This is a genomic window from Acinetobacter yuyunsongii (genome assembly GCF_041021915.1).
Classification (GTDB): Bacteria; Pseudomonadota; Gammaproteobacteria; order Pseudomonadales; family Moraxellaceae; genus Acinetobacter.
In genome coordinates this window covers 2,046,274-2,061,687 of sequence record NZ_CP157435.1, presented here as the reverse complement: position 1 = coordinate 2,061,687, position 15,414 = coordinate 2,046,274, and the positions used below count along the sequence as shown (strand labels likewise).

The 15,414-nt window shown below is 36.5% G+C and carries 13 protein-coding genes and 1 tRNA gene; 9 read left to right on the top strand and 5 right to left on the bottom strand.

The genetic code is table 11. The features are described from left to right. Positions 1-84: 84 nt before the first annotated feature. Positions 85-3,192, top strand: coding sequence for a multidrug efflux RND transporter permease subunit (locus ABLB98_RS09890; RefSeq protein ID WP_348882181.1), 3,108 nt, complete (start codon positions 85-87; stop codon positions 3,190-3,192). 172 nt (positions 3,193-3,364) lie between these two features. After that, positions 3,365-3,958 carry a DUF4112 domain-containing protein gene (locus ABLB98_RS09885; RefSeq protein WP_348882179.1) on the top strand — a complete coding sequence of 198 codons (594 nt, stop codon included), beginning with the start codon at positions 3,365-3,367 and terminating at the stop codon, positions 3,956-3,958. 57 nt (positions 3,959-4,015) lie between these two features. On the opposite strand, the gene htpX is transcribed toward ABLB98_RS09885, so the two are convergent. After that, positions 4,016-4,921, bottom strand: a complete 906-nt coding sequence (gene htpX / locus ABLB98_RS09880) for a protease HtpX (RefSeq protein WP_004660837.1) — start codon at positions 4,919-4,921, stop codon at positions 4,016-4,018. A gap of 214 nt (positions 4,922-5,135) precedes the next feature. Then, entirely contained in the window at positions 5,136-5,996 is an 861-nt protein-coding gene (locus ABLB98_RS09875; protein ID WP_348882177.1) for a lytic transglycosylase domain-containing protein, read from the bottom strand. A 492-nt stretch (positions 5,997-6,488) separates the two neighbouring features. Between ABLB98_RS09875 and ttcA the strand changes: the two genes are divergently transcribed. Together ttcA and ABLB98_RS09865 are read left to right on the top strand one after the other, a co-directional pair. Beyond that, positions 6,489-7,394 (top strand): tRNA 2-thiocytidine(32) synthetase TtcA, encoded by a 906-nt coding sequence (gene ttcA / locus ABLB98_RS09870; RefSeq protein ID WP_004660841.1) that lies wholly within the window; start codon positions 6,489-6,491, stop codon positions 7,392-7,394. A gap of 199 nt (positions 7,395-7,593) precedes the next feature. Next, positions 7,594-7,977, top strand: a complete 384-nt coding sequence (locus ABLB98_RS09865) for an SCP2 sterol-binding domain-containing protein (RefSeq protein ID WP_004660844.1) — start codon at positions 7,594-7,596, stop codon at positions 7,975-7,977. A gap of 52 nt (positions 7,978-8,029) precedes the next feature. Here ABLB98_RS09865 and ABLB98_RS09860 read toward each other — a convergent pair whose 3' ends face one another. Next, positions 8,030-9,139, bottom strand: a complete 1,110-nt coding sequence (locus tag ABLB98_RS09860) for a transglycosylase SLT domain-containing protein (protein ID WP_348882175.1) — start codon at positions 9,137-9,139, stop codon at positions 8,030-8,032. Positions 9,140-9,510: 371 nt separating this feature from the next. Between ABLB98_RS09860 and greB the strand changes: the two genes are divergently transcribed. Together greB and ABLB98_RS09850 are read left to right on the top strand one after the other, a co-directional pair. Further along, on the top strand, positions 9,511-9,999 hold the full coding sequence (greB, locus tag ABLB98_RS09855; protein ID WP_348882173.1) for a transcription elongation factor GreB: 489 nt from the start codon (positions 9,511-9,513) through the stop codon (positions 9,997-9,999). Between the two features lie 96 nt (positions 10,000-10,095). Beyond that, positions 10,096-10,185, top strand: a tRNA-Ser gene (locus ABLB98_RS09850). A gap of 445 nt (positions 10,186-10,630) precedes the next feature. Here the strand turns inward: ABLB98_RS09850 and ABLB98_RS09845 are convergent. Next, entirely contained in the window at positions 10,631-11,980 is a 1,350-nt protein-coding gene (locus ABLB98_RS09845; protein ID WP_004801557.1) for a hypothetical protein, read from the bottom strand. Between the two features lie 110 nt (positions 11,981-12,090). On the opposite strand from ABLB98_RS09845, the gene ABLB98_RS09840 reads away from it, so the two are divergent. From ABLB98_RS09840 to ABLB98_RS09830, 3 genes are all read left to right on the top strand, one after another. Next, the gene (locus tag ABLB98_RS09840) at positions 12,091-12,303 is read left to right on the top strand and encodes an AlpA family transcriptional regulator (RefSeq protein WP_004699696.1); all 213 of its coding nucleotides are present in this window, start codon (positions 12,091-12,093) and stop codon (positions 12,301-12,303) included. A gap of 216 nt (positions 12,304-12,519) precedes the next feature. Continuing rightward, positions 12,520-13,854: an inovirus-type Gp2 protein gene (locus tag ABLB98_RS09835; RefSeq protein ID WP_019383896.1), complete on the top strand. Its 1,335-nt coding sequence runs from the start codon at positions 12,520-12,522 to the stop codon at positions 13,852-13,854. Position 13,855: 1 nt separating this feature from the next. Next, entirely contained in the window at positions 13,856-14,785 is a 930-nt protein-coding gene (locus ABLB98_RS09830; protein WP_005058232.1) for a hypothetical protein, read from the top strand. A gap of 68 nt (positions 14,786-14,853) precedes the next feature. On the opposite strand, the gene ABLB98_RS09825 is transcribed toward ABLB98_RS09830, so the two are convergent. Further along, the gene (locus ABLB98_RS09825; protein WP_151742567.1) at positions 14,854-15,363 is read right to left on the bottom strand and encodes a hypothetical protein; all 510 of its coding nucleotides are present in this window, start codon (positions 15,361-15,363) and stop codon (positions 14,854-14,856) included. Positions 15,364-15,414: the final 51 nt, after the last annotated feature.

The window sequence follows — 15,414 nt, the reverse complement described above, 5'->3', positions numbered from 1 at the left end:
TCGGTAATGATCGTAGATTGAAAGTCCCTCTATTTTCCTATCTTTTTGAAAAAATTGACTGTTTCCACGATGGAATGAGCAGCCATGCTATCTAAATTTTTTATTGAGCGTCCAATTTTCGCAGGTGTGCTTGCCATTATTGTTATGGCATTAGGAATACTGGCAATTCTGAATTTGCCAGTTGAACGTTATCCTGATATTGCTCCACCGAAAATTACAGTATCGACCAACTATAGTGGTGCTGATGCCAAAACAGTTGAACAAAGTGTAACTCAAGTTTTAGAGCAACAAATCCAAGGGCTTGATCATTTACTGTACTTTAGTTCAACCAGCGATGCAGCTGGTCGTAGCCGTATTACGATTAGTTTTGAAAATGGCTCAAATCCCGATACAGCACAGGTTCAAGTACAAAATAAAATTAGTGGTGTGATACGCCGTCTCCCAGATGCGGTACAACGGCAGGGAGTTAATGTCACTAAGTCCTTGGGTGATACCTTTATGGTGATTGGACTGTATGACAGTACAGGGCAAGCAAATAATATTGCGTTGTCTGATTATCTATCTACACATGTCCTTGATAATTTAAATCGGATTGATGGCGTCGGTGAAACAGATATTTTTGGATCGCAGTATGCAATGCGAATTTGGCTAGATCCAAATAAATTGACTCAATATAATTTAATTCCAAATGATGTCGTTACCGCGATTACTACTCAAAATACACAGGTGGCAGCAGGTGCGATCGGCGATTTGCCCGTTGTTCAAGGTCAATACTTGAATGCAAAAGTAACAGCAGGTTCTCGCTTAAAGACCATTCAAGACTTTGAACAAATTATTGTGAAATCAGATGTATCTGGAAGTTTTGTTCAATTAAAAGATATTGCTCGGATTGAATTAGGGGCAGAAAATTATCAATCATTTAATACGATCAATGGTTACCCAGCTGCAGGTCTTGGTATTTCTTTATCTTCTGGTGCCAACGCAATTCAAACATCTAAACTTATTCATCAGACTTTAGATGAACTCTCTAGCAAGCTTCCAACAGGGTATAAGATCGTTTATCCAAGAGATAATACTCCCTTTGTGCAAGAATCTATTAAAGAGGTGATTAAAACACTTGTCGAAGCAATTGGTTTAGTTATTTTAGTCATGTTTCTTTTTCTTCAAAGTTGGCGTGCAACGCTTATTCCAACTATTACTGTACCGATCGTGATTTTAGGGACTTTTGCCGTACTTGAATTACTTGGATTTAGTATTAATACCTTAACTCTCTTTGCATTGGTGCTTGCGATTGGTTTGTTGGTTGATGATGCAATTGTTGTGGTGGAAAATGTTGAACGGCTTATGCATGAGCAGCATTTATCACCCAAACAAGCAGCTGTTGAATCTATGCAAGAAATTAGTGGTGCATTGATTGGAATTACCATGGTGTTAACAGCCGTTTTTATTCCAATGTCTTTCTTTGCTGGTTCTATCGGGGTTATCTATCGTCAGTTTTCAATCACTTTGGTTGCTGCGATGGTCTTATCTTTAGTAGTGGCTTTGGTGCTTACACCCGCTTTATGTGCTTTGATTTTAAAGCCAAACCATCAACCTAAGTCATGGGCGATTCGGTTCAACAACGGGATAGACACACTTAAAAATAAGTTTTTATCTCTACTGCAAACCATGCTTCGTTATAAAATCTCTGTATCTGTGATTTTTATTGCATTAATTGCCGTATTTGCTTTGTTCTATAGCAGTCTACAAAGTAGTTTTTTACCAAAAGAAGACCAAGGGATATTAAGTGTTCAATTTAAATTAGTGGATAGTGCGCCACTTTCAAAAAGTCAGGAGGTCGGTGAGGCAATTCGTCAGTATTTTCTTCAGAATGAAAAAGCAAATGTCAATTTAGTGCTTATTCGTTACGGACGAAATAATTCTGGAACGGGGCAAAATCTTGGACAAGGCTTTGTTTCATTAAATCATTGGGACGACCGTATTGGGAAGAAAAACTCTGCTGAAGCTATACGCAAGAGAGCACTTAAATATTTTAGCCAATTTCCCGATGCACAGATCAATGTGACGTTGCCTGCTTCGGTAAATGGATTAGGCGCAACTGATGGAATGGATTTATGGATTCAGGATATTAATGGGCAAGGTGAGCAATTCCTCGATCAAAGTTTTAAACAGTTGCAACAGTTGGGACAAAAATATTCAAGTTTTGAAAACTTAGATAAACAATCTACTGATAGTAAAGCTACTTTGAATGTGAAGATTGACCATAAGCAAGCGATGGCAAATGGTTTAAATCTAAATGAAATTAATAGTACTTTGTCGACCGCATGGGGTGGGACATATGTGAATGACTTTATTGACCGTGGTCGAATTAAACAAGTTATTTTACAAGGTGATGCACCATTCCGTTCTAAGCCTGAAGACTTATATAGCTGGTCAGTACGCAATAATCAAAATCAAATGGTTCCTTTTAGTTCATTTTCAACGACATCATGGGGAGGGACACCAAGCATTGTGCAACGCTATATGGGATACAGTGCTTTGCAATTACAAGCTAACGTTGTCAATGGTCAATCTTCAGGCCAAGCCATGAAAGATATTGAACAGTTGGTGGGTCAACAAGAAGGCTTAGGTTTACTATGGACTGGGCTTTCTTATCAAGAGCAGCAATCGACTAATCAAGCAATTTGGCTATATCTAATTTCTATTGCATTTATTTTTCTATGTTTAGCCGCGTTGTATGAAAGTCTGCGTATTCCTATGGCTGTGATGACCGCAATTCCTTTAGGGATTGGCGGTAGTATTATTTTTGCCCATATTTTTGCTTTACCAAATGATGTTTACTTTCAGATCGCTTTACTTACAACAATTGGCTTATCCTGTAAAAATGCAATTTTGATTGTTGAATTTGCAGCGATGGCACAAACACAAGGAAAAAATGCCATTCAAGCAGCACTACAAGGTGCAGGGCTGCGTTTGCGTCCTATTCTAATGACGTCTTTTGCATTTGGCGCGGGAGTCATTCCACTGGTTTTTGCATTTGGAGCAGGGGCTGTAAGCCGTCAAGAAATTGGTATCAGTGTTTTAGGTGGTGTGATATTCGGGACAATATTGGTACTGATATTTATTCCATTTATGTTTGTACTGGTTGCCAGTATGTTCCAGCCTAAACATAAACTGGAAACCACTGAATAAGACAATCTTTAAAATTCAGTGCAAATGAATGATCAGGTCTATGAGTTAAGCTCATAGACCTGAATTATTAATTGCTTCAATGATTTTATTCTGATTGATAATAATAATTGTACCGACAAAGCCTAAAAACTACTTTATTCTCAAGCATAAACAACGTTTTTAGGTTGAGTGAATGACTGCTCCAACAGAACAAAAAAAATTAACTCAGCAGCAAGCGATTGCTGTTGAACGTGATTTAGCAAAATTTGCCAATACCATGGACAGTTTGGTTCGAATTCCTTTTACCAAACAGGGAGTCGGGGCAGATGCTGCATTGAGTACCATGCCGTTTGCGGGCGATATCGCAGGTTTTGTTTTAACACTATATGCTTTTAAAAAAGCCAGAGAAGTGGGCGTACCACAGCATAAATTGAAGGGTGTGGTCAAATTGGCGATTATGGATATGTTGGTGGGTTTTGTACCGATTGTCGGTACCTTATTTGATGTATTTATTCGTCCAAGTCGTAAGACACTGGAAATCGTTCATGACTATATCCGTGAGGAATATCAAGTGCATAGTGATATTCATGTGGTGCATCCATTCTTGCATGAATCCCTAGAACAAAAGCAGAAAACTTCAGCTTTCTGGCGTAATCCGATCGTAAGTTGGATTTGGTTACGTATCCCAGATTTATTGGGTATTGCAGTACTCATTTTATTGCTTGTTGCAGTTTGGGCAGGTTTGAGTTATCTGTGGCAGTTTTATCAATCTTTCCAAGCACACTAGATTTTAAGCAAAAATAAAGCCTCCATAACGGAGGCTTTATCATTTATCTGATACTGATTATTGAACATTTAATTGCTGTAAAGCGGCAACACGTTGTTCAATGGTTGGGTGAGTTTGGAATAAAGCCGCTAAGCTAAAGCCTTGTTCCTTACCTTCCGCAATTGCAAATGCTTTCATTTCTTTTGGCATTTGATCTGGCATTTCTGACTCTGCCTGTAAACGAAGTAGAGCAGAAATCATTGCTTGTTTGCCTGCTAAACGTGCACCAGCTTCGTCTGCGCGATATTCACGTTGACGAGAGAACCACATTACAATCGCAGAGGCCAAAATACCAAATACGATGTCCAGTACAATCGTAATAGCAAAATAAGCAAGACCAGGTGCTTCACCATCTTCACGACCGAACACATTACGGTCAATAAAGTCACCTGCAATACGTGCAAAGAACATCACAAAGGCGTTCACTACACCTTGAATCAATGCAAGAGTGACCATATCGCCGTTGGCAACGTGACCGATCTCGTGCGCAAGTACAGCACGAAGTTCATCTTTGTTCATACGCTCAAGTAAGCCTGTCGAGACAGAGACTAAAGCATCATTTTTATTCCAACCTGTCGCAAATGCATTGGACTGGTAAGAAGGGAAAATACCAACTTCAGGCATTTTAATACCTGCACGTTGAGAAAGTTGTGCCACTTCTTGTAGTAACCAAGCTTCTGCTTGACTACGAGGAGCATTTGGGTCAATTAATTCAGTTCCAGTGGTTTTTTTCGCCATCCACTTCGACATGAATAAGGAAATTAAAGAACCCACCATACCAAAGACAAAACAGACGACTAAAAGGTTGCCTAGATTCAAGCCACCCGCGCCATGGTAACTACCGACACCGAAGAGTGACAAGATAATGCCAGCTACAACCAGTACCGCGAGGTTGGTCAGCAAGAACAAACCAATCCGCATCATTGAGAAAATCCTCTTATAAATAAAAACTGATCTGATTTATAAATTATAAATCATAACGCTAATATGCAGGGCGAACCCTAAAAATTCAAGCAAAAAATGAGCGTAGATACATTAAGCTAATAAAACAATAGAAGTGTTTTAAGAAGGGGAAAACGACTAATTTATTTGAAAAAAACAAATAAAATCATGATGTGAGAATAAGTGATTTCTTTGTTTAATCACTTACTCGTATTCGTGCAGATGCAGTTGCATTCGCTGTGGTATATATGCCTGGTGCATCTGTAAAAGTACCATCGGCCAATGTGATAATTTGACGACTATATTGTTTAGGTGCGGACACAGCTTCTGAATTTGAAGATGTATAATTTGCCGATTGAGCAATCACTTGAGTATTTGCATTATTAGAACTCGAAGTTGAACTTAGACCTGATGAATAGAGATTTTGAAAACGACTTGTGACACGACGGACATAATCTTGTGTTTCACGAAATGGCGGTATTCCACCATATTTATCAATATTACCTTCACCAGCATTATAAGCAGCAATAGCAAGTTGCGTATTGCCATTAAAACGTTTTAACAACCAACTTAGATATCTCGCACCACCAAAAATATTTTGTTGAGGGTCGTAAGCATTATTCACGTTAAAACGCCGTGCAGTTGCAGGCATCAGTTGCATTAATCCTTGAGCACCGACAGGGGATCGCGCATTAATATTAAAACCTGACTCAGTATGCATAACGGCTTTAATAAGACCTTCTGAAACGCCATGCTGTTGCGCTGCTTGACGGATCATTTGATCAAAAGCATTTTTATTACGACTATAACTTGGTAGAACAGAGGCTTCACTTGCCCCCCAGTTACTATAGCTGTGAATATTGCTATCAGGATAATAGGTCGCTTTAATCACTTTTAGGTGATTATATTCAGCTTTCTTTTTATTGGTAAGCAAAGTTGTACCATTATCATCTTTAAATTGATAAATGGTTTGACCAGCATAACCAGGTACAGTCGTATTTAAAAAACCGATTGTCCCCAAAAAAAGGACGAAAATATATTTTGTTTTGTCCATCATTATAATATTCACAAAAGATGAGCATGAGTTCTTCACAGCAGTGTAACAAAAAAAAGCATAAAAAAAACTTTAGCTACAATTTTTTTATTTCCACTGTCTTACAAAAAGCAAGTCGATTTGTGCGAATGTTCAGCAAAAAAAATTAAATTATTTTTTTTAAAATCTAAGTCTTGACATATTTAAAGCATTGTTTTTATTAAATAAAAATCATTGGTTAAAAAATGATCAATTTGATTGTAAGCCTTGTTCTCACATAAAAATACTTTGTCAATAGCGAAGAAATCCACAATTTTATCCACAGCTTTTGTGGAAAACTGTGGAAAAGTTTGAAATATAAGCAATCCAGACCGTTTTGACATAATTTGGTCAGAATTTTACTAGTATGAAACTGAAATATGACGATTGCACGAAATTGAAAAATTCTTTAGGTGCGCATCTTTTCGGAATCGGATAAAATCTTGCGGTATTTTTGTTTATGAGTAAATCACGTCTATGTACGCGCCAGTGGAGTCCAACCAAGGATTTAATTTTAAGCCTGAGCTTCCGACGAGTTCGGCATATTATCGCCTGTTGAAAAAGCTTCGTCGTCAAGTAGGGCATGCAATTCGTGATTACAACATGATCGAAGATGGCGACAAAGTCATGGTCTGTGTGTCTGGTGGTAAAGACAGTTACACGTTGCTTGATATTTTATTGCAGTTTAAACGTATCGCGCCGATTAACTTTGATGTTGTGGCGGTGAATCTTGATCAAAAACAACCAGGGTTTCCTGAAGATGTTTTACCACGTTATATGGAAGAAAATAACATTCCATATTACATTCTTGAAAAAGACACTTATACGATTACTAAACGCCTAACGCCTGAAGGTAAAACCTACTGTGCGGTATGTTCACGCTTACGCCGTGGTTCGTTATATGGCTTCGCACAAGAAATCGGTGCAACCAAAGTTGCATTAGGTCATCATCGCGATGACATTATGGCGACTTTCTTTTTAAATTTATTCCATGGCGGTAGCTTAAAGGCAATGCCACCAAAACTTCTTTCTTCAGATAAAAAGAATATCTTGATTCGTCCTTTGGCTTATGTCGAAGAAAAAGACATTATTAAATATGCTGATTTACGAAAGTTCCCAATCATTCCATGTAACTTATGTGGTTCACAAGAAAACTTACAACGTGCAATTATTAATGACATGCTACGTGAATGGGATAAACAACATCCAAAACGTTTACATAGCATCTTTGGTGCCTTACAGAATGTATCGCCTTCACAATTGGCTGACCGTGAATTGTTTGATTTCGAAGCCTTAGATGGGCAACGTGAATTTGATATGAAAGACCCTGAAGAGATGAAAAATCGTCTCGATGTGGTGAACTTGAGTTTCGCTGCTGAATAAAATGTAAAACTTTTTGAAAAGGCACTTATTTAAGTGTCTTTTTTTTATAAAAAAGAGCTAAAAAGTGAATTCTTCGTACAAAAAGCCATAGCCTAAAATAAAAATTACGTGCTATAACAGGGCACAAGCAAATTGCTTCATTTAATGTTATCTGGATAGATGACACAAGAAATTGAACAAATATATTTGAGGAATAATCATGGCTGCATTTTTAACTGATGATTGGTTTGCAACTGTTGAAAAACTTACTGCTGAAGCGGGTGATTTAAATTTACCACCAGCACTTGCGAATTTAGCGATTAACTTAGTTGTAACAGATGCGGCTGGTAATACCGAATTGGCTTTAGATGCTGGTAAAATCCAAAAAGGTTTGTCTGCAAATGCTAAAACAACTTTAAATATGGATGCTGAAACATTACGTAAAGTATTCTTAGAGTTTGATATGGCTGCTGCGATGCAAGCGTTTATGACTGGTAAAATCAAAGTACAAGGCGATATGTCTCAACTTATGGCTTTACAAACGGCGAAGCCAAGCCAAGAACAAAAAGATTTATTCAAGAAAGTACTTGAGCAAACTGCTTAAGTCCTTTTCTCATAAAAAAGCTTACCGAGAGGTAAGCTTTTTTATTTTCAACTTAGACATCAATACGACTGTTGGTCTTTAAATGTTCTAAGTAAGTTCGAATACGTGTCACGTATTGAACTGCTTGTTTATATCGACTATTTCGCGCTTGGTTACGCTGTAAATAATCATATAAATTTACCCATTGATTTGGGTTTTTTCCTTGAGTTTTGATTCGGTTTTGAATCTGATTGACTGCACCTGGTCCCATGTTATAGGCGACCAAAGCATACCAATTACGGTCTGGATAAGGGACATTCGAAAATTGATCTAGCATTAGATCAAAATATTTTGCACCACCTTGAATACTTTGTATCGGATCAGATCGGTTGCTCACACCCATTGCTTGAGCGGTATTATTGGTCAACATCATCAAACCGCGTACACCAGTGGGAGAAACCGATGTAGGTTTAAGATAAGATTCTTGATAGCCAATAGCAGCGAGCAAATGCCAATCTAAATTATATTTAGAGGCACTTTGTTTAAAGCTTGCTTTATAAATTGGCAAACGCTGGTTCAGGTCTTTTTGAATCGTAGACCATGCTTCAGGTTTAACCACATTGCGATTATAAAAGGAAGCTAGTTGTTGGGTTGTACCAAGCTGTTTGCTTTGACAAACAAATCCACTTGCAGTGAGCGTTAACGGATCATCAGCTTGCTTAAGCACCCAATTGAGTTGAGGATTCAATCCATTTTTACTTAAAGTAGCTTGATCACCACAACTTGCAGAAAAAGAGACAAGTTGTTTACTTTCAATGGCTGCTAAATTTGCAGTTGTCATAGCAAGATTAGCTTTACCTTGAGCAATCCATTTTAACGCAGTTGCATTATCAGGAACCGTTTTAAAATCGAGTTTGACATTTAAACTCTGTGCATAATTTCTTGCTAAATCATAGCCAAAACCATGCAAAAATTGCCCGTCTTTAAATACAGTTGTCGGGTTTTCAACAGCAACTACCGTTAATGTATTGGTGGTTACAACTGTCTTGTATTGATGTGATTTTTCTGCGTTCAAACTATTAAATGGAAGGATTGCAATTCCTAATACCATCGTTTGAAATGAAAGTTTAGAAGATAAAGAGTTAAGGCTAGGCCTTGACCCAGAACTTGAATTACTGTGCATGTTGTCTCCGCTACAGGTAATTTATGCCCAAAAAGTTCAGCAAAACAAAGCCTTAACTTTTAAAAGTTGATAAATTCAATAAGGGTGGGCAAGTCATGACGCCATTCAAAATGACATAGGATTAATGGGAGGAATGATGTACGTGTTACACATCATTCACAAGGTGTACAAAAAACAAACAAAATTAACTTAGGGGCGCATATTAAGCGCCAAAAAAAGTATTGTCAAATTTTGATCAATAAAAAAATGAGAAATACCTCACAAATGCATGATTTGAAAAAGAATAAAATTTATACACTGTTGTCATGCTAAAATAAGGAATACAATGCAAAAACTTGTAAATAGAATGTTGTTTTAACGTATTTGAATCCATGAAATCGAACTTAATTACGCGAACTGGACATGATTTATTGGTTGCCGAGTTGAAAAGACTATGGCATGACGAACGACCAGAAATTACTAAAAAAGTAAATTGGGCTGCAAGTTTGGGGGATCGTTCAGAAAATGCAGATTACCAATACAATAAACAAATACTTAGAAAAATAGATCGTCGTGTCCGGTATTTAGGAAAACGTTTAGAAGAATTAAAAATTGTCGATTATATGCCTGAGCAAGAGGGCAAAGTTTATTTTGGAGCTTGGGTAGAGATTGAAAATGATGACGGGGAGCAAAAGAAATTACGGATTGTGGGGATAGATGAAATTTATGATCATCATCCCCAGCATATTTCGATTGAGTCTCCAATGGCACGTGCATTATTGAGCAAAGAGGTGGATGATGAGGTGGAAGTCATTACTCCATTAGGAAAAAAAGTGTGGTATATCAACTCAATTTGCTATGAAAAATCTGAAAATGCTTAATTTTTTACTGTTTTGATTTTATTTTGAGCATTTGATTGATTATTTTGAATAAAAGATTTGCCAATTCTAATTTTTATTTATATGATAGCCGCCATTGGAAGCGTGGCAGAGCGGTTTAATGCACCGGTCTTGAAAACCGACGAGGGTGTGAGTCCTCCGTGAGTTCGAATCTCACCGCTTCCGCCAAATATTTAAATAAGCCCTTGTTTTTACAAGGGCTTGTTTTTTATCTATGATTTTACCCCTCAACCTACCCCTCATCAAACATTGGATTAGGTGATATCTAAAGAGACATCTTTTTACTTATTTGGACATCATATTAGTTGAAAGAAAATTTCTAGTAGAATTCCAAACTGATTTTAAGGTGGGGAATTTTGCAAATATCCACTTTGGTCTTATGCTTGAATGGTCTGTTGTATTTGGTTTTTTACTGTTGCTTATCTTTACTTTCATCTTGGATGAGTTTTCTTGATCTTATACATTCTGTTTATGAGATTTTATCGATTCATAATTATGGGCAGACTGTAAAAAAATAAATCTACCCATATTCTTTAGATGCTTGTAAGTGATGTTAAACCCATAAATTTGATGATACTGGTATATCATACGGACTGTTAAGTTGTCTGCATCCTTACAGATTGATGATCTCATATAAATTTTCTGGTGATAAATTTTTCACCATATCATTTAGACCTTTACTTAGACTTGCTTTACTAAATGTATGTTCATAAAGTATGTCCCTCATACCACAAGTGATAAATATTGTTGCTTTTTTAGGCTTTATGGTTTTTATATCTTTATCATTTTCAAGTAATTCATAAAGCGTTTGGAACAAATCGGAAAAATAATCCATGCCTGTATGATTGATTGAGTTGCGACGATCTTGATTGATAGCATTCTCAATTATAGTTTGGTTTGCAGAGCCGTGAATTTCACTTAGCATAAATTTAGAATAATTCGCTGATTCAAACTGCTGGATGTTACCCTTGTTGATCTTTGTTTCAAAAATTTTATCGTAGTAAATCAGGCTGATTAGCGCAGTAAGAATTGCATCAGCTCTTTTGAGTACTTCAAGTGAATTTGCACAATCATCTAAAATGATGCTCAAGCTATGAATTTTTTCAGAAACCTTATTGTCAATAATAGGCTGGGCATCTGTCCCATTTCTCTGATTATCTAATCTTGTAGCCATAAATTCATGTATAAATTTACTTAAAAGCACAGGCAGATTGCTAACATCCTCTTCTAGATTTAGATGAAGATTTATGAACTTTGAAGGTGGCAAATTGGCATCTAACGGAGAGCATCCAATAAATGATTTTGTGGACTTCTGTAGTGGTGTACCATAAATTTTCAATCCTTTAATTGCATTCCTAACTTCGTGATATGAAGGGACTTGAGTTATATTTGTGCCTTTTATATCTTTGCTATTCTTAAAATTATGATATTCAATATAAATTTTAAGATAATCCAAAAATAGAGATTTAATATCCCAGAATGGTAACAAGTCAGGTAAGAAATACTTTTCGTTCAAAATACGTTTGAGGTTTGTCGAAAAATTGGGGAATTGTGTCCATTCTTCATAACTTTTGATGTTTTCCCAAAATATGCAATAAAGTTCTTCAAATATTGATGTTAGTTCATCTGGTTGAAGTAAATGGTTTAACAAAAATATATCTTCATCCACTAATTGCCTTGTTTGACAATATCCCATTACATGGTTGAGTAACTGTCTGCCAAAGACAATTATCTCTACTTCAATCTTGATTTGCTCAATAGGTAGTGACTTTCTTTCTTTATATTTTTCAGTTAGCAGGTTGACCAGTTGCCTCAATATTACATCCCTAATACGTATTAACTCGTTATACAGATTTGGGAAAGTTGCTTGAAACTCTCTTGCTTTTACAGCTTGCTTTACTAATTTTTGCATTACAGGGTGAGCTATTCTGTAAATTTCATGATCGAAGACGGGATTACTCATTTAAATACGCTACTTAACAATTGTGAATCTTGTTTTGCTGATGTTTCTGAGGATTCTAGAGCATATTTATATCCGAAGACATCCACATCAGGTTTAAATCGGAGTAAACAATGCAAACCTCAGAAACCAAAAAAAATCAGATTCTTAGAATGAAAGGAGTAACAGAATTAGTCTGTTTAAGTAAATCAAGTCTGTATGACAAAATGAACCCGAAATCCAAGAGATATGATTCGTCTTTTCCTCGTCCGATTAGATTGGGACTATCAGCCGTTGGTTGGTTAGAGCAGGACATAATTGATTGGATCAATTCAAAAAAAAGCTAACCAGATTAGCAAGATATCTTTACAACTCTCACATACCCTATTAACCCTTATAACACTGTAATTCCTTGATTTCGAGGTCATGGGATTACAGTGATTTTTACGCCTGACCATTTGTGTTACTTATATGATCAGTATATCTAATAACATTAATTATTATATAAATTGACTTAATTAACAAATTGTTAGGTGTAATTACGTACAGAGAAGTTCATTATTATGAATCAATCATCCTATCTTATGAGTAATAATCAAACACCTGCTTTAGCACATGAATACTTAACACAAGTACCTGAACACTTTCTAAATCAGCAGACTGAAATAACTGATACTGATTCATCTAATCAGCCCATTCAGATTACAGCACCATTGGAAGAGCAACAGTCTTTACTCAATTCAATGTATGAAGAATGCTTCAATGCAGCAGACGATCAGCATTCAAGCTCATTGGCATTGGATTACTTATTAGATTTCAACACTGAATATAACCAATATGAAATTCGATCAAATCCTGAAGCTGAGAAAATATTCTCAGAAATTGAATTAGTAAAACAAATCTTAAAACACAACTATGTGCAGGCTTATCGTAAGATCAAAGGCACTCTGTATCATGGATGGTATGAGCCTATTGATAAAAAATTCATTGAATTATTAAAGCAAATACTCATCCAAGGGTTTGATCCCCTAGAGCATTATGATTGTGAGCATCATAGGATTGTTATGCAAGCGTATAACGAAACTCTAAAGGGGTATTTTCATGCTGATTTTTATCTACATTATCCCAATGATCTTGTTCAGCTAAGAAATACTGATGGAACAATAACTTCAATTTGTTATGCAGAATTAATTAATCTATTCATTGAACGTTTGTATTTGCTAACTCAAGAAAAGGAATTCAAATACCAACAGAAAAAACGAATGGAACGTTCCCAATATCAGCAAAAGGTCGCTACAGAATGTGTAGATACGATACTGGCTAAACATTCGAGAATTGTCATTGCTCGTGTCGATTTTCGTTATGGAAAAACACAAAACCCTGAACTTGCCCAAGTCAAAGCAGATTTAATCACATGCCTTCGTTATTTAAAGCGGACTTCAAATTTACATATATTGGGTTATCTATGGAAATTGGAATTTGCCGAAAAAACTGGTTATCACTACCACTGTTTTTTCTTTCTCGATGGTCGTAAACACTCACAGGACATTAAGCTAGCACAACAGATTGGTGAGGTCTGGAAAAGGGTGATTGGTATTGAGGGGGCTTACCATAATTGTAATCTTGATGCCCACAATGGCAAATATCGAGATGTAGGTATTGGCATCTTGCATCGCAAAGATAAACAAAAATACGAATATTTGATTGAAGCCATTCGTTATATCACCAAAAGAGACCAATTCATTGTGCATAAAAGGATTAAGCGGGATGAGGAAAATGAACAAAACCTTAGAAATGATAAAGCCTACTTCATACGTGTTTTTGGTAAAAATATTGCTAAGGATGTTGCAATAAAAATGGGGAAATCTGTTGGAAATACTGGAAAAAAGGAGGCTTGAAATGACCCATTATGCAATGACTCCTCAAGTACAACATATATTACAGACACCAATGCTCCCATTCATGCTAGATGTTAATACCCATTTATTTTTACGAGAGAGTATTCAAAATGCAGCCCAAATTGAAAATGGGAAACTAGCAGTTATGGATAAACGTGCGCCCAAGTGTATAGATAAGAATTATCGTATATTCTTAAATTCCCTACAGTGGCTGCATTACCATCGTATGGCATTACATGGATTCCAATTAAACCCTTATTGGGTTGCAATGCTTGATACGGCAGGTTTTTCTCATTACGGTAATATCAATTACCTTATAGCGAATGCAGAGGGTATTCATGGTCAATTTAAATATAAGTTCTTGAAACGACGGATTGCACTGGAATATACAAAATTTATTGAACCTATGAATGAAAGTATTAAATTTCAAAAGGCACTGTTTAAACGCTGTCTAGACAAACATAAGCAGATCAATTGTATGTTCTATGATTTGCCTTGTATTTTTACCATTCCTTTACAATTCGACGCTGAAGTTAAATTACCAAAACTTACTCGTAAATGGCTGGAAAGATTACACCGATCGGAAGTATTGTCTGATAAGTTGTATGATGTGCAATGGCGTATTGTTAAGTCACTGAATGGGTTTTACTCAGTCCAAGCAATTATTTATGTAATTGGTGATGAGACCCCATATTCCGATTTTATCTTGCAGGAATGGAAAGGGACTTGTTTAAATAAGGGGTATGAGATTAAGCAAGAAGCTCAATATTTACTTGAAGAAAAACACTGTTACTTTGCGGACAACGATATGCGTAGCTACTGGCGTAAACAGATTGAGTTTCTAAATGAACCACTCAAGATTTACCGCTATATGAGTCAGCATATTTCCTATTTGTGGCAAAGCTATACAGGGAACATCCCAACTCATTAAGTTTCTAAAATACAAGGCGCTCTGATTAGAACGCCTTTTTGCCATAGTAAATTTCCGTGATTAAATCTCTAAAAATTATAGGTATAGGTCAAACCACTATTGGTGGTAACCGTCACTTCACGCACATATTCAGCCGAACAACCAAGATAGACCTTTGCCACAGAACCATAGCGCATATTTTGGTAATCATAAGTACCTTTGCTTCTACAATTGCCACGGTTGATTAACACACCTGTAATGGTGGTTGGTGCATCGTTTAAAGACATAATGTTTAATAAATCGGTATAGCCTGTCATGGAGTATTGTGATTCTTCACGACGAACACGGACTTCAAACTGTTCTTGTACAGTGGGTTCAGTCACTTCCTCGGCATTATATGTTTCATCTTCTAAAAAGGATTTATCTACGGGTGGAAAATCATCTTCGGATTGAGGGGGAGTTTCAGTCGTATCAGCAGTGCTATTCTCACTTGTTTGAGTTTGGACATCTTTGGATTTTGGTACATCGTTGCCCGAATTACATGCGCTTAAAGTCAGCAGCAACACACTGGATAAAACAATCGATGGAATAAAATTCATTACACATGCCTATATTTAATCGAATATTGTGATCTACAGGGTTGGGTGAAA

Bases quoted from the DNA above. Each gene is read 5' to 3' on its own strand.
- ttcA (WP_004660841.1), top strand. From the start codon at position 6,489: ATGTACGCGCCAGTGGAGTCCAACCAAGGATTTAATTTTAAGCCTGAG.
- ABLB98_RS09840 (WP_004699696.1), top strand. From the start codon at position 12,091: ATGCAAACCTCAGAAACCAAAAAAAATCAGATTCTTAGAATGAAAGGA.
- ABLB98_RS09830 (WP_005058232.1), top strand. From the start codon at position 13,856: ATGACCCATTATGCAATGACTCCTCAAGTACAACATATATTACAGACA.
- ABLB98_RS09860 (WP_348882175.1), bottom strand. From the start codon at position 9,139: ATGCACAGTAATTCAAGTTCTGGGTCAAGGCCTAGCCTTAACTCTTTA.
- ABLB98_RS09890 (WP_348882181.1), top strand. From the start codon at position 85: ATGCTATCTAAATTTTTTATTGAGCGTCCAATTTTCGCAGGTGTGCTT.
- ABLB98_RS09875 (WP_348882177.1), bottom strand. From the start codon at position 5,996: ATGATGGACAAAACAAAATATATTTTCGTCCTTTTTTTGGGGACAATC.
- ABLB98_RS09845 (WP_004801557.1), bottom strand. From the start codon at position 11,980: ATGAGTAATCCCGTCTTCGATCATGAAATTTACAGAATAGCTCACCCT.
- ABLB98_RS09835 (WP_019383896.1), top strand. From the start codon at position 12,520: ATGAATCAATCATCCTATCTTATGAGTAATAATCAAACACCTGCTTTA.
- htpX (WP_004660837.1), bottom strand. From the start codon at position 4,921: ATGATGCGGATTGGTTTGTTCTTGCTGACCAACCTCGCGGTACTGGTT.
- ABLB98_RS09885 (WP_348882179.1), top strand. From the start codon at position 3,365: ATGACTGCTCCAACAGAACAAAAAAAATTAACTCAGCAGCAAGCGATT.
- greB (WP_348882173.1), top strand. From the start codon at position 9,511: ATGAAATCGAACTTAATTACGCGAACTGGACATGATTTATTGGTTGCC.
- ABLB98_RS09825 (WP_151742567.1), bottom strand. From the start codon at position 15,363: ATGAATTTTATTCCATCGATTGTTTTATCCAGTGTGTTGCTGCTGACT.
- ABLB98_RS09865 (WP_004660844.1), top strand. From the start codon at position 7,594: ATGGCTGCATTTTTAACTGATGATTGGTTTGCAACTGTTGAAAAACTT.